Origin of the sequence: Nocardia jiangxiensis NBRC 101359, from assembly GCF_000308615.1 — a bacterium.
GTDB lineage: Bacteria > Actinomycetota > Actinomycetes > Mycobacteriales > Mycobacteriaceae > Nocardia > Nocardia jiangxiensis.
Genome location: NZ_BAGB01000019.1, coordinates 1 through 19,407, shown reverse-complemented (window position 1 = coordinate 19,407; position 19,407 = coordinate 1). Strand labels below are relative to the sequence as shown.

Genomic DNA, 19,407 nt, shown 5'->3' with positions numbered 1-19,407 from the left:
AGAATCTCACCGGGATGAACCGGGTCGATCGGCTGGGCAACTTTTACAGCTTAGCTCAATCCGAGCGGCGAAACCAAATCCGCACTCTCGGGTGATCCAGTGTGATCGTCAGGCGCTCTGCGTCCAACCTCGTGTCCCGGGCCTTTCGGCTCCGGGTCGGTGTCCGTGTCGCTCTGACCTGGAATAAGTTACGTGCTGCCGTTCACCATGTCAAATCGCCTGGTCAGGAACGGTTTCCGACGCGCTCCACGTCGGCGCCGAGCGAACGCAGGTTCTCCACGAACTTCGGATAGCCCCGATCGATGTGGAAGACGTCGTGCACCTCGGTGACGCCGTCGGCGACCAAACCCGCGAGCACCAGACCCGCGCCGGCCCGGATGTCCGAGGACCACACCGGCGCACTCGACAACCGCGGAATTCCGCGGACCACGGCATGGTGACCATCGGTTCGGGCGTCGGCGCCGAGCCGGATCATCTCCTCGACGAAACGGAACCTCGCCTCGAAGACGTTCTCGGTGATCATCGAGGTGCCGTCGGCGATCGCGGCCAGGCCGATCGCCATCGGCTGCAGGTCGGTCGGGAAACCCGGAAAGGGCAGGGTCGCGAAGTTCACCGCTCGCGGCCGCTCGGGCTGTACCACGCGAAAACCGTCCGGTTCGAACGAGATTCGCGCACCCGCCGAGCGCAGCTTGTCCAGCACCAGGGACAGGTGCTTGGGATTGATCCCCTGGACGCGCACATCACCCAACGTCATGGCTGCGGCAATTCCCCAGGTGGCGGCCACGATTCGGTCACCGATCACCTGATGGGTCGTCGGCGAGAGCTTGCGCACGCCCTCGATGGTGAGCACCGAGGTGCCCGCACCGCCGATCCGCGCGCCCATCCTGGTCAACATCGTGCACAGGTCGACGATGTCCGGCTCGCGGGCGGCGTTGTCGATGACGGTCTCGCCCTCGGCGAGCACTGCCGCCATCAGGATGTTCTCGGTCGCACCGACCGAAGGGAAGTCCAGCCGGATCCGGGCGCCCTGCAACTCGTCGGCGCGGGCGACCACGCAGCCGTGTTCGATCTCGCTGGTCGCGCCGAGCAGACGCAGACCCGTCTGATGCATGTCCAGCGGTCGCGAACCGATCGCATCACCGCCGGGCAGTGCGACGACGGCCCGGCGGCATCGCGCCATCAGCGGTCCCAGGACGCAGACCGAGGCGCGGAACTGGGTGACCGCGGGGAAATCGGCGTGGTACTTCGGCTCGGCGGGAGTGTCGATGGTGACGACGGATCCGTCGACGGTCACATCGCAGCCCAGGCCGCGCAGCACCTCGGCCATCAACGGCACATCGAGGATGTCGGGGCAGTTCGTGATCGTCGTCGTGCCCTCGGCGAGCAGCGCGGCGGCCATCAGCTTCAGGACGCTGTTCTTGGCGCCGCCGACCTCGACCTCACCGACGAGCCGACTGCCTCCCGTCACCAGAAACCGTTCACTCACAGCGCCCCCTCGACGGGGCCGGCCTGCGCGGTGCGTGCCGCACGCTGTGTCGGTGGTTGACTCACGGGGGCCAGCCTAACGGGCAGGACCATCGATCGTGGCCTCTCCGTCGGTCTCCGATTGCCCGGCGGCGCCAGGACGCCACAGGATGTCGCCCTCCGGGTTGGCCACCCGGCCGAGGATGAACAACAGATCCGACAACCGATTCAGGTATTTCGCCGGCAGCACGCTGATGTCGTCGGGGTGCGCCTGCACCGCCGACCATGCCGCGCGCTCGGCTCGGCGCACCACCGTCCGAGCCGTGTGCAGCAGCGCCGCCAACGGCGTGCCACCAGGCAGGATGAACGAATTCAACGGCGCCAGTTCGGAATTGAACTCGTCGCAGTAGCGCTCGAGTCGATCGATGTAGGACTGGGTGATGCGCAACGGCGGATATTTCGGATCGGCCACCACGGGGGTGGACAGGTCCGCGCCCGCGTCGAACAGATCGTTCTGCACCTGACGCAGCACCTCGGTAATCACCGGTTCGGGCTGCCCCAGCGCAATTGCGACACCGATCGCGGCATTGGCCTCATCACAGTCGGCGTAGGCGACCAGCCGGGGATCGGTCTTGTCGACCCGCGAGAAATCGCTCAATCCGGTGGTGCCGTCGTCACCGGTACGCGTATAGATTCGCGTCAAGTGCACACTCATGCTCCCCCGCCTCTCCGGGTGTTCTGGCCGACCATTGGGTTGTCCGGGCTCGGTACCGACCGGGCAGCCGGTACATCTTCCACTATCCCGGACGGCGTCGAATTCGTTCGGACGGGCGGGACTCCACCCAGGACAGGAACGCCGCGAGCGCACCGCGATCCAGCGCGAGCTCATAGCTGCCGTCACCGTCGGAGACCGCGATCACGATGATGTCGTCGGTCATGATGTCGTACTCGTCGCCGACCGGGCCTCGTCGATCGACCACCTCGATACCGAGGCGCCGGATCGTGGAGTCCGCACCGAATCTCAGGCTGGTCAGCTTGTAGAAGACCAGCTGATCCTCGCCGTACCGGATCAGGCCGTGTCGCCAGCCCTGACCGCCCTTGGCCGGGAGCACCCGCAGGATCGCCGCAGTTCCGCCGCGACGCAGCATCAGCAGCCGATAGAGCGAGGCGAGCCCCAGACCGACAAGCACCAACACCAGAATGATCAGTAACGCCATTCCGGTCCGCAATCCAGGTCCGTCCCTTCGCTCTGCCCCTGATGCCGGTGCGAGTGGCGTGCCATCCCGTACAACGTCACTGTGTGGGCGAGTCTACAAACAACCTCGCACCGGAAATCGGCCGGTACACCCCAGTTGTGGGCCCCCTCCCGCGGGTCCCGGGACGAATCCGCCACACTCGCGAAACACACACGCGCGCAAGGTGATCCGACACCCATCCGAGGAAGACGGCGACCGGGCCGCCAGCGCACACGCACCGGAACCCGGTCGCCCGCCGATATCCACGGGACCCGCCCGAACGACTCAGCCCATGCTGAACGGCGCTCCCCACACCGAGATGATGCTCTCCCCCGCCTTGGTCGAGACGTCGGCGAAGGTGAACGCACGAGCCTGCGCATAGCCGCCACAACCGTCGACCGCGAAGGTCTCGTCGGTCCAGCTGACGCTGGCGTGCGGGCCGTTCACCGTGGGATGCGCCTTGTGGATCTCGTTGCCGTAATCGTCCGGCTGCTCGATATCGAGCAGATATTTCGTCACGGCCTGACCGGGTGCGACGGTCAACGTCTCGGTGGTGCCGACGGACGGCAACGCGGGAGCGATCCCGGTGCTGCTCACCGTCGGGCTCTCGGAATCGGACTCGTCGGTGCCCAGCGATCCGATGTTCACCTGACACCCGACGACATATCCCGGATTGAGCTGAATGGACGCCGAGGACGCACCGGGTCCGGACACGTCGACGACCACTCGCGCGGAGGCCCACACGTTGCGATGCAACGGCGTCGCCCCCATCGAACCGTTGATCTTGGCCGACTGGTTCAACAGGGACATGTGCACGACGGTGCCGTCACCGAGGGTGCGGGTGATCACGGTGTTCGGCTGTTTCATGAACGCATCGGCATTCGCCGCACCCGACGAGGACAGCCCCAGACCGACGGTCACCGCCGCCAGCAGACCGATCACGCGGCCACGTCGCACAGATTTACTGCACATCATGTGTTTCCCTTCCGATCGTGACGGTGTGATCAGCCGAGGCTGAACGGCTGGCCGTAGAGAGTGACCTTGTGATAGTCGGGACCGATGACCTCGACGACCGCGAACTGGCGGGCCTGCGCATATCCGGCGCACCCCTGCACATCCATCGGAACATCCTGGTAGTTCAGGAAATACCGACCGGACTTGGTCATGTCCTTGTTATCGATCTGCACCCACTTCACCTCGCCGGGACTGATCGGGAAGGACACACCTGCGGCGATCGTCGGCGACGTGGACAGCGTCGCCCCCAGAGACGGACCGAACGATCCCAGTGCCACCTGACATCCGACGAGGTAACCGACGGTCAAACCGGATGCGCCGTGCGTCGAAGAGTCGTTCGTGCCCGCGTTGTTCTGTGCACCGTTGTTCGGGCCGACCACGCCGTCGGGGGTCTGGATGTCGACCGTCACATCACCGCTCACCCACGTGGTGCGCCCGGCGCCGTTGGCTGCCAGGGACGGTGAAACCACCGCGTGTTCACTGGTACTGGTGATTTTCACTCCGGGGCCTTCGATATGGCCCTTGGGCAATGGCACGAACGTGTCCGCTCGTGCGGCGCCCGGAGACCAGAGACCGATTGCCGTAATAACCGCTCCCATTCCCACCGCGATACGCGTTAACCAGGAACGATTACTTGCCGAATACTTGCCCATTCACTCCCCGCATCCTCATCGCGAGGCCGCAACTGTCCAGAACATAGCGGCCACGCTGCGCCAATCAGTTGGGTGATCAGATGAAGCTGAAGTATTGCTGGGATTTAAATTACACCAGTGTCAGTAGGGCTACAATTCGGGTCGCGGCACACTGGCAAGCGCCGGAACAGACCTGGAAAAGGTTGTCCAGAACAAAAACCGAGCGGCGGTCCGGAAAGGTCCGGACCGCCGCTCGGTTTGTCGAATTCTATTGTCGCTGAGGAACTTTTCAGGGGCGAGCGCTGAGCTCCGCCGCCCGCAGACGACCTTCCGCAGCGTTCTTGTCCCGTTCGGAAGCATTCGGGTCGGCGATGACCGCACGCGCGGCCTCGACATCCACATCGTCCGCGAAATCGGCCGTCTCGGCCAGGATTCGCACGGTCGCTCCCGTCACGGAGAAGAACCCGCCGTTCACCGCGGCGACGATGCGCTCACCCTCGGTACCGACGATGGTCACGATGCCGCCCTCGACCAGCTGGCCCAGAACCGGCTCGTGGCCGTGCAGAATACCGATCTGCCCTTCGGTGGTCTGGGCGCTGACGAAACTCGCCTGCCCCGACCACAGCCGTCGCTCGATGGATACCAGATCCACTGACATATCCGCCATGATGGGCTACTTCCCGGCGATCTTCTTCGCAGCCGCCTCGACGTCGTCCAGGCCGCCGCAGGAGTTGAACGCCTGCTCGGGGAAGTGGTCGAACTCGCCCTTGCAGACGCGCTCGAAGTCGTCGATGGTCTGCTCCAGCGGCACGACCGAACCCACCTGACCGGTGAACTTCTCGGCCACGATGAAGTTCTGACCCAGGAACTTCTCCAGGCGACGGGCGCGGCCGACGAGGACCTTGTCCTCCTCGGACAGCTCGTCCATACCCAGGATGGCGATGATGTCCTGAAGTTCCTTGTACTTCTGCAGGATTCGCTTGACCTCGTTGGCCACCGCGAAGTGCCGGTCACCCAGGATCGAGGCCTCCAGAATGCGGGAGGTCGAGGTCAGCGGGTCGACGGCCGGGTAGATACCCTTCTGCGAAATCGGGCGGGAGAGCTCGGTGGTCGCATCCAGGTGGGCGAAGGTGGTCGCCGGCGCCGGGTCGGTGTAGTCGTCGGCGGGAACGTAGATCGCCTGCATCGAGGTGATCGAACGACCACGCGTCGAGGTGATGCGCTCCTGCAGCTGACCCATCTCGTCGGCCAGGGTCGGCTGGTAACCGACGGCCGAAGGCATGCGGCCCAGCAGGGTCGAAACCTCGGAACCGGCCTGGGTGAAGCGGAAGATGTTGTCGATGAACAGCAGCACGTCCTGGTTCTGCACATCGCGGAAGTACTCCGCCATGGTCAGCGCCGAGAGGGCCACGCGCATACGGGTGCCCGGCGGCTCGTCCATCTGACCGAACACCAGCGCGGTGTCGGGCAGCACGCCCATCTCTTCCATTTCCAGGTGCAGGTCGGTGCCCTCACGGGTGCGCTCACCGACGCCGGCGAACACGGAGGTACCGGAGAACTCCCGCGCGATACGGGTGATCATCTCCTGGATCAGAACGGTCTTGCCGACACCGGCGCCACCGAACAGGCCGATCTTGCCGCCCTTCACGTACGGGGTCAGCAGGTCGATGACCTTGATGCCGGTCTCCAGGATCTCGGTCTTACCCTCGAGCTGGTCGAACGGCGGCGGCTCGCGGTGGATGCCCCACTGCTCGCCGTCGCGGCCCAGGCCGGGGGTGTCCAGGCAGTCGCCGAGGGCGTTGAAGACGTGGCCCTTGACCACGTCACCGACCGGCACCGAGATCGGCTTGCCGGTGTCCTCGACGGGCACGCCGCGGACCAGGCCGTCGGTGGGCTGCATCGAAATGGTGCGAACGATGTTGTCGCCCAGGTGCTGCGCGACCTCGAGGGTCAGCGTCTTGGCCACCGAAGGCAGGGTGACCTGCGCGTGCAGGGCGTTGTAGAGCTCGGGGATCGAACCCCGCGGGAACTCCACGTCGACGACGGGGCCGATGACGCGGGCGACGCGGCCTGTACCAGCGCCTGCCCGGCTCGTGTTCTCTTGAGTGACAGCTGCGGTCATTGTTCTCTTTCTGGGGTGGGCAGGTGGGCTAGTCGCGATCCGACGCCGCCGCCAGCGCGTTCGCGCCACCGACGATTTCGCTGATTTCCTGCGTGATGTTGGCCTGCCGGATCGAGTTCGCCTGCCGGGTCAGGTTGTTGACCAGGTCGTTGGCGTTATCGGTGGCCGCCTTCATCGCGGTGCGGCGCGCGGCCGACTCCGAGGCCGCGGCTTCGAGCAACGACGAGTAGATGCGGGTGTTGATGTACTTCGGCAGCAGTGCGCCGAGCAACTTGTCCGCATCGGGCTCGAACTCGTACAGCGAGGAAATCTGCGCGGTCGGCGAATCGGACATCATGTCCTCGCCGAGGTCGTAGCTCTCCTCGATGATGTCCACGTGGATCGGCGCGAGCCGACGCACTTCGGGCGTCTGCGACAGCATCGACACGAACCGGGTGTAGACGATGTGCAACTCGTCCACACCGGCGATGGTGCCCTCGCCGCTCGGCGCGGGCACCTCACCCTCGCCACCCGCCATGAACGCGTCCACCAGGTGGTTGCACGCGGAGGAGGCGTCGGTGTAGTGCGGCTGCTGGGAGAACCCGGTCCACGAACCGATCGGGCGGCGGTTGCGGAAGGTGTAGTAGGACAAGCCCTTCGCACCCATCACGTAGATCACCGGCTCCTTGCCCTCGGAGCGCAGCGTCGTCATGAGTTCCTCGGCGCGCTTGAGCACGTTCGAGTTGTACCCACCGCACATACCGCGGTCACTGGTGATCACCAGGATGGCGGCCCGAGTGGGCTCGGCCCGCTCGGTCAGCAGCGGATGCGAGAGATTCTGCGAGGCGCCGGCGAGTTCGCCGAGCACCTTGGTGATCTCCTCCGCGTACGGCTTGGCCGCGGCGACCCGGGCCTGCGCCCGGCTGATCCGCGAGGTGGCGATCAGCTCCTGGGCCTTGGTGATCTTCTTGATCGAACTCACACTACGAATGCGGGAGCGCAATTCGCGAATATTGGCCATCAGCTATTCACTCCCTTCATTCGGTGTCCGGAGGCGGTACGAGCGGCTGCGGGAGTACGCAGGTCGCTCGCACCGCGGTTGTCCGACAATCGCATGGGCTGCTCGCGTTTACTTCTCGACGTGCTTGCGGTGGACGGCCACGGATTCGACCTCTTCGTGGTCCAGCTGACCGGCCTCGGCCTCGTTCACCACGCGGCTGCCGTCGGCGGCGATGAAGCCCTGCTTGAACTTGTCGGTCTCGGCCTTGAACAGATCGGCGGCCTCGCCCTCGATCTTCTTGCCGCCCTCGATCGCCTTGAATCCCGCGGCGGCGCTACGGTGCAGGCTCTCGAGCAGCTCGGAGTTGAACCGGCGGACGTCGCCGACCGGAACCGTGTCGTAGTAGCCGGCGTCGACCAAGAAGATCGAGACGATCTGGTCCTCGACCTTGACCGGGGTGTACTGGTCCTGCTTGAGCAGCTCGACCCAGCGCGCACCGCGCTCGAGCTGTGCCAGCGAGGCGGCGTCAAGATCGGAGGCGAAGGCGGAGAACGCCTCCAGCTCGCGGTACTGGGCCAGCTCCAGACGCAGCGAACCGGCGACCTGCTTCATACCCTTGGTCTGCGCGGCGCCACCGACACGGGAGACGGAGGTACCGACGTTGATCGCCGGGCGAACACCCTTGTTGAACAGGTCCGACTCCAGGAAGACCTGGCCGTCGGTAATGGAGATGACGTTGGTCGGGATGAACGCCGAGACGTCACCGGCCTTGGTCTCGATGATCGGCAGACCCGTCATCGAGCCCGAGCCCATCTCGTCGGACAGCTTCGCGCAACGCTCCAGCAGACGAGAGTGCAGGTAGAACACGTCACCCGGGTACGCCTCGCGGCCCGGCGGGCGACGCAGCAGCAGCGAGATGGCGCGGTACGCCTCGGCCTGCTTGGACAGGTCGTCGAACACGATCAGCACGTGCTTGCCCTGGTACATCCAGTGCTGGCCGATGGCCGAACCGGTGTACGGCGCAAGCCATTTGAAGCCGGCGGAGTCGGATGCGGGCGCCGCGACGATGGTGGTGTACTCCATCGCGCCGTGCGCCTCCAGCGCGGCCTTCACGCCCGCGATGGTGGAACCCTTCTGACCGATGGCGACGTAGATGCAACGCATCTGCTTGGCCGGGTCGCCCGACTCCCAGTTCGCCTTCTGGTTCAGGATGGCGTCGATGCAGACCGCGGTCTTACCGGTCTTGCGGTCGCCGATGACCAGCTGACGCTGGCCGCGGCCGATGGCGGTCAGCGCGTCGATGGCGGTGATGCCGGTCGCCATCGGCTCGCCGACGGGCTGACGCTCGAGCACCGAGGCGGCCTGCAGTTCGAGCACGCGGCGGCCGTCGGCCTCGATGTCGCCCAGGCCGTCGATCGGCTGGCCGAGCGGGTCGACCACGCGGCCGAGGAATTTGTCGCCGACCGGCACCGAGAGCACGTCGCCGGTGCGACGGACCGTCTGGCCTTCCTCGATCTTGTCGAACTCACCCAGGATGACCGCACCGATCTCGGTGTCCTCCAGGTTCAGCGCGACGCCCAGCACGCCACCCGGGAATTCGAGCAGCTCGTTGGCCATCGCCGAAGGCAGGCCACTGACGTGGGCGATACCGTCGCTGGTGTCGGTGACCGTGCCGACCTCCTCGATGGAGGTCTCGGGGGTGTATGCCTGGGTGTAGCTCTGGATCGCGCTACGGATCTCATCGGGGGAGATCGTCAGCTCCGCCATGTTCTTCCTGCTCTCGCTGTCTGGTCTCGAATGTCGGGGTGGGGTGGCCGCCGGTCGGCCGGTCGCCTAGGTGAGCGACTGGCGCAGCCGCTGGAGCCGGCCCACGGCACTGCCGTCGATCACATCGTCGCCGACGTGCACGACGACACCGGCCAGAAGGCTCGGATCGACCTGCACATGCACCGTGATCGGCTTGTCGTAGATGCGCTGCAGCGAGGCCGCCAATTGCTCGCGCTGCTGCGGCGTCAGTTCCGTCGCCGCACGCACATGGGCCACGATCTGCTTGCGCAGCGACGCGGCCAGATCGGACAATTCGTCGAAGACCACACCCACGTCACCGTGCGTGCGGCTGACCGCCTGCTCGGCCAGCTGCAGGGTGATGTCCTCGACCTTGCCGGTGAGCAGGCGCGCGACCAGCTCACGCTTGGCCTGCGCCGACTTACCGCGGTCGGCCAGTGCCTGCTCGAGATCCGGATTGTCCTCGACGACCCGGCCGAGCCGGAACAGCTCGTCCTCGACCGCGTCGATGCGCCCGCGATCGGCGGCCGCACGCAGCAGCGCCTCCCGGCCGAGCAGCACCAGCGTGTCGACCAGGTCCCGGCTACGGGACCAGTCCTGGGCAACGGCAGTGGTCAGCACGGCCTGCGTGGCCGCGCTGATCTTGCCGCCGAACAGACGTTCGGCCAGTTCGGCGCGCGCCGAACTCGACACCGACTTGTCCGCGAGCGCAACACGCAGCGAGCGCTGGCCGTCGAGTACGTCGACCACGGCGAACAGTTCGGATCCCGTCGTGGCGGCGACGGTGTCACTCCCGGTGAGAGCGGCCGAAAGAGCTTCCCGTGCACGGGAATTCGCCTCGCGGCTCGCTGCGTACATGCTTCCCACTTTCACTGTGTTGGCTCCTGCCTGTGCGTGGCGACCCATGTGGTCGCGCATCGCTGCCGCTTGTGGCTACCGACACGTTCAGGCTGTGTTGGATTATGCCTGTACGCGACAGCGGGCGAAATCACACCTCGCCATTGCCGCCGACCGCCGACCCACCCGGGCATTTCGCTACCGTCCAACCCCGATACCGGCCTGCAGATCCAATTCTGCAAGAAACCGGTCGATGGAGGCGGCCTGTTTGGCCTCATCGGCGACAGACTGTCCGATGATCTTCTCGGCGAGATCGACCGCGGTGTGCCCGAGTTCGGCACGAAGTTCGGTCACGATCTGCTGACGCTGGGCCTCGAGCTGCGTGTGGCCGGTGGCCACGATGCGGTCCGCCTCGGCCTGGGCCTCCGCACGCAACTGCGCGAGAATCTGCTGGCCCTGGGTGCGCGCCTCTTCACGAATGCGGGCGGCCTCGAGCCGGGCGTCGGCCAGTTGCTGCTGGTACTGCGCCAGCGTTTCCTGTGCCTGCGCCTGTGCCGTCTCGGCTTTCTCGAGCCCGCCCTCGATCTTCTCCGAACGCTCGTCGAGCACCTTGCTCAAGCGCGGGACGACGTACTTGTAGAAGACGACGGCGACGACGATGAAGACCACCGCCGACCAGAAGATGTCGTACGGCTCCGGCAGCAGCGGGTTCGGATCCGAACCGCTGTCGGCCGCGAGCAAAACCATCCCGTTCATGGCAATCAGAAGATGAAGCCGGCGACGAGACCGATGAGCGCCAGGGCCTCGGTGAACGCGATACCCAGGAACATGTTGGTCCGGATGGTGCCCTGCAGCTCGGGCTGGCGGGCGATGCCCTCGATCGCCTTACCGACGACGATGCCGACGCCGATACCCGGGCCGATGGCGGCCAGGCCGTAACCGACGGCGCCGTAGCCCTTGACCGTCTGGGTGCCTTCGGCGAGGGTGGTGGCCACGTTGGAGAGGCTCATGAGATTTCTTTCCCTTTCTGTTGCCCACACCGCAGGGTGTGTGGGTCAGTCGGTGTGCGGTTGTCTGTGGGCGCGTGTGCGCGGGTCAGTGCGAATCGGCGTGCTGCGCCAGGCCGATGTATACGGCTGTCAGCAGCGCGAAAACGTAGGCCTGCAGGAAAATCACCAGCATCTCGAACAGCGTGAAGGCGAATCCGCCGACCAGCGAGAACGGGGACAGGCCCTTCATCCAGGCGGCGCCGTCGAACAGGAAGAACTGCGTGGCGCTGAAGAACAACACCAGCATGATGTGTCCGGCCAGCATGTTCGCCATGAGTCGCACGGTGAGCGTGAACGGGCGCAGGACGAAGGTCGAGATGAACTCGATAGGAATCAGCAGCACGTGCATCGCGGGCGGCACATTGGGCACCACGATGGACGAGCGCATGTACTTCCAGAAGCCGTACTTCTTGATGCCGATGTAGTTGAACGCGACGTACGCGACAATTGCCAGCACCAGCGGCATACCGATCCGCGCGTTCGAGGAGATGTTCAGGAACGGGATGATGCTGGAGAAGTTCAGGAACAGGATGGCGAAGAAGATCGACGCGATCAGCGGGAAGAACTTCTTGCCGGTTTCCTTGCCCAGTACCTCGAAGCAGATCTGCTCGCGCACGAATACGAGACCGTATTCGGCGACGTTCTGCAGGCCGCGCGGTACGAGTTTGGGGCTGCGGAACGCCAGCGCCATGAAGGCGATCAGAACCGCGGCCATGACGATGCGGATCAGCATCAAACGGTTGAGCTCGAAAGGGGTCCCGCCGAACAGCACCGCCGAAGGGAAAAAGTCGGACAGCGAGGGCGCATGGAACTCGCCCGCCAGAATGGTGACGCTCAGCGTTCTCTCCCGTGTTCGGGCCGCAGGATATAAGGGTCTCCCGCGGTTCGATCGGACATTGACGATCAGGTGGGTCGACAAGGGTCGGCTCGAAGTTCGTCAGCAGCTGAGGCGGGAAGGAACCCGCTCGAGGCGTCTGTACGTCGGCGACATCGTCGACGGTGCAGAGCCGAACCCCCTCAGGTCCGGCACGGCTGCAAGCATACCGTCAGTGACCGGATCGCAATGATCGCCCCCACTGATCGGATGCTTACGGTAAAGAGTTTACCAAGCCATCTACGACAACGTGTAGGGGGTCTCGCTCACAGTTTTGAATGATCTTGATCGGACGCGTCGCCCGGCGGGGTGATGACCGGAACCCGTTGGCGCAGCACACCGTACGTCTCCGAGCCCAGCACGATGAGCAGCGCACCCACGACGGTCAGGAACAACGCCATCCGACTGTAGAAGTCGAAATGCTTGAGCACCGCGACGACGACCAGGACAACCAGAAGTTTGCCGACCCAGCTGCCCAGCATCACCATGCCCTGGATGCCGGACTCCAATTTCGCACTGAACAGCACCAGTGCGGCGGTGGTCAGGATGAAGAACCCGCCGATTGCCGAACCGATCACCGCACCCCACAGTCCGGGCAGACCTGCGATGATCGTGGCCAGCACGCACGAAATCACCACCAGCGCGATCAATCCGGCGATGCCGTAGCGCAGCGCCGCCCGCAGCGGAGCGTCGGGATGGGAATGCGAAGCCGTGGTCACGGTGCGAAGTTTACTCGCCGCTTACTTCCGGCCCGTTCGGCGTCGGATTGCCCGAGCCGGACCGACCGCGCTTGCGTATCCCCACCGCCTCGCGCAGCGACGGCACCGCGGTGAGCACCAGCGCACACACCAGACCGGCCGCGAACAGCAACACCACCAGCCGTCTATCGATCAGCGAGGAGCCGACCGCACCGAAGGCCAGCACGCCGACCCACAGGTAGATCGTGAGCACGACGCGACGCTGGGAATGTCCGATCTGCAGCAGCCGGTGATGCAGGTGCATCTTGTCCGGTGTGGAGAAGCTCACTCCCGCGCGCACCCGGCGCACGATCGCCATCACCAGATCCAGCACCGGAATGAACATCACCGCACCGACCAGCAGCAGCGGTGACAGCAGACCGACGATGTCGCGGGCGCCGTATCCGGTCAGCGGAATCCGGCCCGAGGCGCCGGTGGAGACCGCCGCCAACATGAGCCCGATCAGCATCGATCCCGAATCGCCCATGAATATCCGGGCGGGCTGGAAATTGTGCGGCAGGAATCCCAGGCAGCCACCCGCGATCGCGGCGGCCAGCATCGCCGGCGGGTACCCGTCCGTGGCGCCGCCCTGCTGATACAGCAGCCCGGCCGCGAAGACGAAGACCGCGAGCGCGGCGATCACGCCCAGACCGCCGGCCAGACCGTCCAGGCCGTCGACGAAATTCCACGCGTTGATCATGGTGACGGTGATGATCACCGTCACCGCGCCGCCGTACAGCTGATCCAGCACCACCGTGGTGTTGGTGAACGGGTTGTAGATCGCCACCCAGCTCAGCCCCATCACCGCCATCACGCAGGCGGCGGTGATCTGGCCGACGAATTTGGTCAGCGCGTCCAGACCCCAGCGGTCATCGATGATGCCGACCAGCACGATGAGGGTGCCCGCGACCATCACCGCGGGGACGTCGTGCGGATAGTCGAAGCCCCGCCGCAGCGCGGGCAGCTGATGGGCGAACAGCACCGCGGCCACCACGCCCAGATAGATCCCGACCCCGCCCATCCGCGGGATCGGCTTGACGTGCACGTCACGTTCGCGCGGAATCGCCACCGCGCCGAACTTGATCGCCAGCACCCGAATACCACCGGTGGACAGCAGGGTCACCACCGCTGACACGAGCAGGACCAGCAGGAGCTCGCGCAGCGGAACGACCGCGCCCTGGCTGAATATCATCTACCAGGCCGTCACCGTGGTGCTCGGACCGTCAGGTCGCCCGGCGCTATGCCGAGCACCTCGCCCACCTGTTCGGCGCGCACCGCACCCTCGCGCAGGATGCGCGGGCTCTCCGAGGTGAGGTCCACGATCGTCGAGGGAACGCCGTGATCGGCCGGTCCGCCGTCCAGGTACACGCCCACCAGCTCGCCGAGCTGATCGCGCGCCTCCTGCACGGTCGAGGCCGCGGCCTGCCCGGAGACGTTGGCGCTGGACACCGCCAGCGGACCGACCTCCCGGAGCAGTTCCAGCGCCACCGGATGCAGCGGCATCCGCAACATCACCGTGCCGCGGGCGTCGCCCAGGTCCCATGCCAGCGAAGGGGCTTGCTGCACAACCAGACTCAGCCCGCCCGGCCAGAACGCCCGGATCAGATCGCGGGCGTGCTGCGACACCGAGAACACCAGTCCGTCGATGGTGTTCCAGGACCCCACCAGCACCGGCACCGGCATATCCCGGCCGCGGCGCTTGGCGGCCAGCAGGTCGGCGACGGCCCCGGAATCGAAGGCGTCTGCCGCCAGGCCGTACACGGTGTCGGTGGGGATGACCGCGAGCCGTCCGGATTTCAGCGTCGTCCGCGCGGCGGTCAGCCCGGCGGCACGTGAGTCGGGATCGGAGCAGTCGTAGACGATACTCACTCGGGAGAGTGTATTTGCTGGCGCGAAAGAAGGCGCGCCCGGCGCTGCATTTTCGGCCTCCGCTCCGCTCAGGCGTGTTTTTCGGCGCCCTGAGGCTCGCTGTTCAGCGACCGCCGCTTGCTCCTTCGTCGCGTACGCGGCGGCCACTGAACAGCGAGCCGCGCCGAAAAACCTTGGGGTACTGTGAATCACCGCACTAGACGACCGAGAAGCGCAGAGGCGCAGACAATTCCGACAATTGCGGCGACGACGAGAACGCCCATGTCGAGCCATGGATGATCGGCTGCGCCGATGAGCAGACCGCGCAGTGCGTCCACCTCGTAACTGAGCGGATTGACGTGACTGATCACGCGCAACCAGCCCGGCATGAGATCGATCGGGTACAGCGCGTTGGAGGCGAAGAACAGCGGCATGGTGATCGCCTGGCCGATACCCATCAGCCGGTCGCGTTTGGTCACCAGACCCGCGATGGACATCGACAGGCAGGCGAAGAAGGACGCGCCCAGCACGACCGCGAGCACCGCGCCGAGCAGCTTCAGCGGATTCATCGTCAGGTGCACGCCCATCAGCAGCGACAACACCACGATGATCAGCACCTGCGCCACCGAACGCACGCCGACCGCGAAGCATTTGCCGGTGATCAGCGCCGCACGCGGGGTCGGGGTGACCAGGAGTTTGTTCAGGATTCCGGCGTCGCGGTCCCAGATCAGCTGGATTCCGTAGAGGATCGCGATGAACAGCGCCGACTGCGCGATGACGCCCGGGGCGAGGAAGTCCAGATAGGGCAGCGAGCCGGTGGGGATGCTGTGCAGCCGGGAGAACGTGGTGCCGAAGATCAGCATCCACAACGCGGGCTGCACCGCTCGGGTGAACAACTCGGTACGATCGTGCCGCAGTTTCTGCAACTCCACCAGCGCGAACGTCCCGATTCGCGAACTCAGTGCGACCGCGCGACCGAAGCCGCGCGGAGCGTGGCGCAGCGGCGGGAATTCAGCCGGCACGTTGAGCGGTTCGGCGTGTGTTTCGGACACCGCGCAGCCCTCCCTCGGTATTCGAACCGTACTTTCGCCGACGTCCACGGGGCCCTGCGTGGTTACGCAAGCCGCCTCCTTCGGGCCCGTCGCTCCCGTCGGAGTCCAGCCCGGCGCCGGCGTGGTGCCGGAAGACGTCCTCGAGCGTGGCCTGCGGGCCGAGTGCGGCCTTCAGATCCGCCGGTGAACCGACCGCTCGCAGAACTCCCTTGTGCAGCAGTGCGATTCGATCGCACAGCACATCGGCCTCGGACATGTAGTGGGTGGTGAGCAGCACGGTCGTGCCGAAGCTGTGCCGCAGTTCGCGCACTCGCTCCCAGACGCTGTCCCGGGCGATCGGGTCCAGGCCGACGGTCGGCTCGTCCAGGATCAGCAGGGCGGGCCGATTGACCAGCGCCTGCGCCAACTCCAGGCGGCGCACCATACCGCCGGAGTAACCGGCCGCGAGCCGATCGGCGACGTCGAGCAGATCCATCGCGGCCAGCACCTGTTCGACGCGTTCGGCGCGTTCGCGGCGCGGGACGTCGAACAGCCGCGCGAACCACGCGACGTTCTGCCGCCCGGTCAGCGCGGCCTCGATGGACAGCTGCTGCGGGACGTAGCCGAGGTTGTAGCGGATCGTGGTGTTGTCCCGGCCGACCTGCCGGCCGAACATGGCGACCCGGCCGTGCTGGATCGGCATGAGAGTGGTCAGCAATCGGATCGTGGTGGTCTTTCCCGCACCGTTGGGGCCGAGTAGACCGAAGACCTCGCCGCGTTCGATACGCAGATCCAGATCGTTCACAACGGTGTGTTCGCCGTAGCGGTGCGTCAGGCCGACGCATTCCACGGCGGGGATGTCACCGGGTGGCTCAACGGATTTCGCCGTCATCGCACTCCCCCGTTCTCGCTCGTGCCGAATATCCGTCCGCTGCGCGCGGATTCGGACATTGCGGCGTGGTGTTTCAACTGCGGTGTTCACGCTCGTGCAGCAGGTCGGTCAGCTTGTCGACGACGGCCAGGCCGCGAACCAGGTCCTCGCGTTCGCGGGCGGTGAGCTCGTCGAGTGCGGTACCGACGAGTTCGTGTCTGCGCCTTCGGGTTTCATCCACCGAGCGCTGCACCTCCGGCGTCAGGCTCAACCGCAGCGCCCGGCGATCGTCCGGATCCTGTTCGCGCACCAGCAGATTCGCTTTGGCCAGCGCGCTGACGAAGGTCGAGACGCTGTTGGGCGCCAGGCCCAACTCGGCGGCGGCGGCCTTCACCGAGATCCCCGGATGCCGCGAAACGAGCCGGAGGAACTCCGCCTGCGCATCGCTGATCCCCGGCTGATCGAACACCCGCCCGGCAAGCCTGCGCACCTGCCGCCGAAACCGCCCGAACACCCGCAACATGCCACCGACCAGCTCCGGAGAGTTCTCCGAAACCGTGGGGATACCTTCCCGAACCGTCTGCACCGGGTCAGATTACCTCTAAAGCAGAGCTATTTGCATCTGATCCAGAGCTATTTACCGGAAGTTCGGCTTTCGGTCGATCCTCTTGCGGTCAGTCAGCGGTGCGGCGGGCGGCGACGAAACGGGGTCTGCCCGCGAGATCGGGATGTTCGACGATGGCGGTGAATCGGCCGGTGTCCGCGAACAGGGCGGCGACCTGCGAGCCGTTGGTGTCGTCGTGTTCGACCGCGGCCACCCCGTCCGCGCGCAGCAGTCGGGTGATGGTGCCGATCATGGGGGCGATGACGGACAGGCCGTCCGTGCCGCCGAACAGGGCTCGGTGGGGATCGTGGTCGGCGACCTCGGGGTCCAGGGTCGCGTCCTCGGGGATGTAGGGCGGATTGGCGACCAGGACGTCCACGCGATTGTTCAAGGGGGACAAAACATTCGGCTCGGTGACGTCACCGGCGTGCAGATGGATCGGCGTATCGCCGTCGGCGGCCTGCCGGTCGGCGTTGCGGCGCGCCCATTCGCGGGCCACCGGATCGATCTCGACCGCGTACACCTGCGCGTCGGGGCGCGCATGCGCGATCGCCAGGGCCAGCGCGCCCGATCCGGTGCACAGATCCACCACGATCGGCGGATGTTCGCGTCCGGCCGCCTCGAGTTGAGCCAGCGCCCAGGCGAACAGCAACTCGGTCTCCGGACGAGGGACGAACACTCCCGGGCCCACCGCCAGATCGATCTCGCCCATCGCGGCGACGCCCGTGAGATGTTGCAGCGGAACACGTTCCGCGCGCCGATCCACCAGCTTGCGGAATTCGACGAGCTGTTCTGCGGTCAGCATCGGCACCAGCGCAAGGCGCGAACGTTGCACGCCCAGCACATGTGCGGCGAGAAATTCGGCATCGGTGTGCGGACTGTGCACACCGGCCGCCTGCAACTGTCCGACCGCCTCGAGGACAGCCGGACGCAAACTCACCCTACTCACTGGATCTTCGGCCTCCGCTTCGCTCCGGCGGGTTTTCGGCGACATAAGGCTCGTCGTTGCACACTCGAGACTCGGGCTTCGCCCATGCGCTTCGAGTGTGCAACGACGAGCCGCGCCGAAAACCTTTGGGGTTGGCGTTTCCGGCTTGACGGTTCCGGCATACCGAGACGCTTCGCCACGGGTGCGTTCACTGGACGCCTCGGGGCTATTCGGCGGCCAAGCGGGCGGCGCGATCGGCCTCGCCGAGCGCGTCCAGCACGGCGTCGAGATCTCCGTCCAGCACCGCGTCCAGGTTGTGCGCCTTGAAACCGATGCGGTGATCGGTGATCCGGTTCTCCGGGAAGTTGTAGGTGCGGATCCGCTCCGAGCGGTCCACCGTGCGAATCTGGCTGGCACGGCCCGCGGCGGCCTCGGCATCGGCCTGTTCCTCGGCCAGCAGTTGCAGCCGGGCCGCGAGCACCTGCATCGCGCGGATCTTGTTCTGCAGCTGGGACCGCTCGTTCTGGCAGGTCACCACGATGCCGGTGGGCAGGTGGGTGATGCGCACGGCCGAGTCGGTGGTGTTCACGCCCTGGCCGCCCTTGCCGGAGGAACGGTAGACGTCGATGCGCAGGTCACCCTCGTCGATCTGCACCTGTTCGACCTCGTCGGGTTCGGGATAGATCAGAATTCCCGCGGCCGAGGTGTGAATGCGGCCCTGCGATTCGGTCACCGGCACCCGTTGCACGCGGTGCACGCCGCCCTCGAACTTGAGCCGGGACCACACACCGTCACGACTGGGCTCGCGACTCTTGATGGTGATCGTCGCCTCCTTGTAGCCGCCCAGATCGGACAGCGTGGCGTCGAGAACCTCGACCTTCCAGCCGCGCCGTTCCGCGTAGCGGATGTACATCCGGGCCAGATCCGAGGCGAACAGCGCCGATTCCTCGCCGCCCTCTCCGGATTTCACCTCGAGCACCACGTCGTCGGCGTCGTGCGGATCGCGGGGGGCGAGCAGGTCGGTGAGCGTCTTCTCCAGCTCCTGCACCTGATCTTCCAGATCCGGCACCTCGGCCGCGAAGGACGCGTCATCGGCCGCCAGCTCCCGCGCGGCGGTGAGATCCTCGCGCGCGGTCTGCAATTTGGTGTAGGCGGACATGATCGGAGCCAGCTCGGCGAACCGCTTGCCCACGCGCCGGGCCTCGGCCGGGTTGTTGTGCAGCGCCGGATCGGACAGCTGCATCTCCAGCCCGGCATGTTCGGCCAGGATGTCGTCGATCGCGGACGGGGCCGTCACATCGGCCATCGCGGGAGCTCCTCTGTGCGATTCTCGTTCGTCGGTTCCAACATTTCCCCTCAACTCCAGCATCAACGTTCGCGGCCCGTCTCGCTGCTGA

21 protein-coding genes are annotated in these 19,407 nt (G+C 65.9%); all 21 read right to left on the bottom strand.

The features are described 5' to 3' along the window. Positions 1-223: 223 nt before the first annotated feature. The 21 genes from murA to prfA all read right to left on the bottom strand — a co-directional run bounded on the left by murA (position 224) and on the right by prfA (position 19,316). Entirely contained in the window at positions 224-1,486 is a 1,263-nt protein-coding gene (gene murA / locus ON40_RS06910) for a UDP-N-acetylglucosamine 1-carboxyvinyltransferase (protein ID WP_040819763.1), read from the bottom strand. A 75-nt stretch (positions 1,487-1,561) separates the two neighbouring features. Next, positions 1,562-2,179 (bottom strand): cob(I)yrinic acid a,c-diamide adenosyltransferase, encoded by a 618-nt coding sequence (locus ON40_RS06905; RefSeq protein WP_040819762.1) that lies wholly within the window; start codon positions 2,177-2,179, stop codon positions 1,562-1,564. 82 nt (positions 2,180-2,261) lie between these two features. Continuing rightward, on the bottom strand, positions 2,262-2,681 hold the full coding sequence (locus ON40_RS06900) for a DUF2550 domain-containing protein (protein ID WP_040819761.1): 420 nt from the start codon (positions 2,679-2,681) through the stop codon (positions 2,262-2,264). A gap of 303 nt (positions 2,682-2,984) precedes the next feature. After that, complete coding sequence (locus ON40_RS06895) at positions 2,985-3,671, bottom strand: MspA family porin (RefSeq protein ID WP_085997659.1); 687 nt, start codon at positions 3,669-3,671, stop codon at positions 2,985-2,987. A 32-nt stretch (positions 3,672-3,703) separates the two neighbouring features. After that, positions 3,704-4,366, bottom strand: a complete 663-nt coding sequence (locus ON40_RS06890) for an MspA family porin (protein WP_040819759.1) — start codon at positions 4,364-4,366, stop codon at positions 3,704-3,706. 268 nt (positions 4,367-4,634) lie between these two features. Beyond that, a complete protein-coding gene (locus ON40_RS06885) occupies positions 4,635-5,012 on the bottom strand; it encodes a F0F1 ATP synthase subunit epsilon (RefSeq protein ID WP_040819758.1) in 378 nt (125 codons plus the stop codon). A 6-nt stretch (positions 5,013-5,018) separates the two neighbouring features. Beyond that, positions 5,019-6,467: a F0F1 ATP synthase subunit beta gene (atpD, locus tag ON40_RS06880; RefSeq protein ID WP_040819757.1), complete on the bottom strand. Its 1,449-nt coding sequence runs from the start codon at positions 6,465-6,467 to the stop codon at positions 5,019-5,021. Positions 6,468-6,495: 28 nt separating this feature from the next. After that, positions 6,496-7,467, bottom strand: a complete 972-nt coding sequence (locus ON40_RS06875) for a F0F1 ATP synthase subunit gamma (RefSeq protein WP_040819755.1) — start codon at positions 7,465-7,467, stop codon at positions 6,496-6,498. A gap of 108 nt (positions 7,468-7,575) precedes the next feature. Continuing rightward, positions 7,576-9,213, bottom strand: coding sequence for a F0F1 ATP synthase subunit alpha (gene atpA / locus ON40_RS06870; RefSeq protein WP_040819753.1), 1,638 nt, complete (start codon positions 9,211-9,213; stop codon positions 7,576-7,578). A 66-nt stretch (positions 9,214-9,279) separates the two neighbouring features. Then, complete coding sequence (locus ON40_RS06865; protein ID WP_040819768.1) at positions 9,280-10,089, bottom strand: F0F1 ATP synthase subunit delta; 810 nt, start codon at positions 10,087-10,089, stop codon at positions 9,280-9,282. 177 nt (positions 10,090-10,266) lie between these two features. Continuing rightward, positions 10,267-10,824 carry a F0F1 ATP synthase subunit B gene (locus ON40_RS06860; RefSeq protein WP_040819751.1) on the bottom strand — a complete coding sequence of 186 codons (558 nt, stop codon included), beginning with the start codon at positions 10,822-10,824 and terminating at the stop codon, positions 10,267-10,269. 5 nt (positions 10,825-10,829) lie between these two features. Next, positions 10,830-11,078, bottom strand: coding sequence for an ATP synthase F0 subunit C (locus ON40_RS06855; protein WP_040819749.1), 249 nt, complete (start codon positions 11,076-11,078; stop codon positions 10,830-10,832). A gap of 85 nt (positions 11,079-11,163) precedes the next feature. Then, the gene (gene atpB / locus ON40_RS06850) at positions 11,164-11,940 is read right to left on the bottom strand and encodes a F0F1 ATP synthase subunit A (protein WP_505787940.1); all 777 of its coding nucleotides are present in this window, start codon (positions 11,938-11,940) and stop codon (positions 11,164-11,166) included. A 317-nt stretch (positions 11,941-12,257) separates the two neighbouring features. Next, positions 12,258-12,710: a Cg1360 family ATP-synthase-associated protein gene (locus ON40_RS06845; protein WP_040819745.1), complete on the bottom strand. Its 453-nt coding sequence runs from the start codon at positions 12,708-12,710 to the stop codon at positions 12,258-12,260. Positions 12,711-12,720: 10 nt separating this feature from the next. Then, positions 12,721-13,920: an MraY family glycosyltransferase gene (locus tag ON40_RS06840; protein ID WP_051192769.1), complete on the bottom strand. Its 1,200-nt coding sequence runs from the start codon at positions 13,918-13,920 to the stop codon at positions 12,721-12,723. An 11-nt stretch (positions 13,921-13,931) separates the two neighbouring features. After that, on the bottom strand, positions 13,932-14,597 hold the full coding sequence (locus ON40_RS06835; protein ID WP_040819743.1) for an L-threonylcarbamoyladenylate synthase: 666 nt from the start codon (positions 14,595-14,597) through the stop codon (positions 13,932-13,934). 188 nt (positions 14,598-14,785) lie between these two features. Then, a complete protein-coding gene (locus ON40_RS06830; protein ID WP_051192772.1) occupies positions 14,786-15,598 on the bottom strand; it encodes an ABC transporter permease in 813 nt (270 codons plus the stop codon). Next, entirely contained in the window at positions 15,588-16,499 is a 912-nt protein-coding gene (locus ON40_RS06825) for an ATP-binding cassette domain-containing protein (protein ID WP_040819739.1), read from the bottom strand. Before ON40_RS06825 ends, ON40_RS06830 begins: the two co-directional genes overlap by 11 nt. Positions 16,500-16,572: 73 nt before the next feature. Further along, positions 16,573-17,064, bottom strand: coding sequence for a MarR family winged helix-turn-helix transcriptional regulator (locus tag ON40_RS06820; RefSeq protein WP_245567698.1), 492 nt, complete (start codon positions 17,062-17,064; stop codon positions 16,573-16,575). 88 nt (positions 17,065-17,152) lie between these two features. Continuing rightward, complete coding sequence (prmC, locus tag ON40_RS06815; RefSeq protein ID WP_040819764.1) at positions 17,153-18,031, bottom strand: peptide chain release factor N(5)-glutamine methyltransferase; 879 nt, start codon at positions 18,029-18,031, stop codon at positions 17,153-17,155. 205 nt (positions 18,032-18,236) lie between these two features. Continuing rightward, positions 18,237-19,316: a peptide chain release factor 1 gene (gene prfA / locus ON40_RS06810; protein WP_040819737.1), complete on the bottom strand. Its 1,080-nt coding sequence runs from the start codon at positions 19,314-19,316 to the stop codon at positions 18,237-18,239. Positions 19,317-19,407 lie beyond the last annotated feature (91 nt).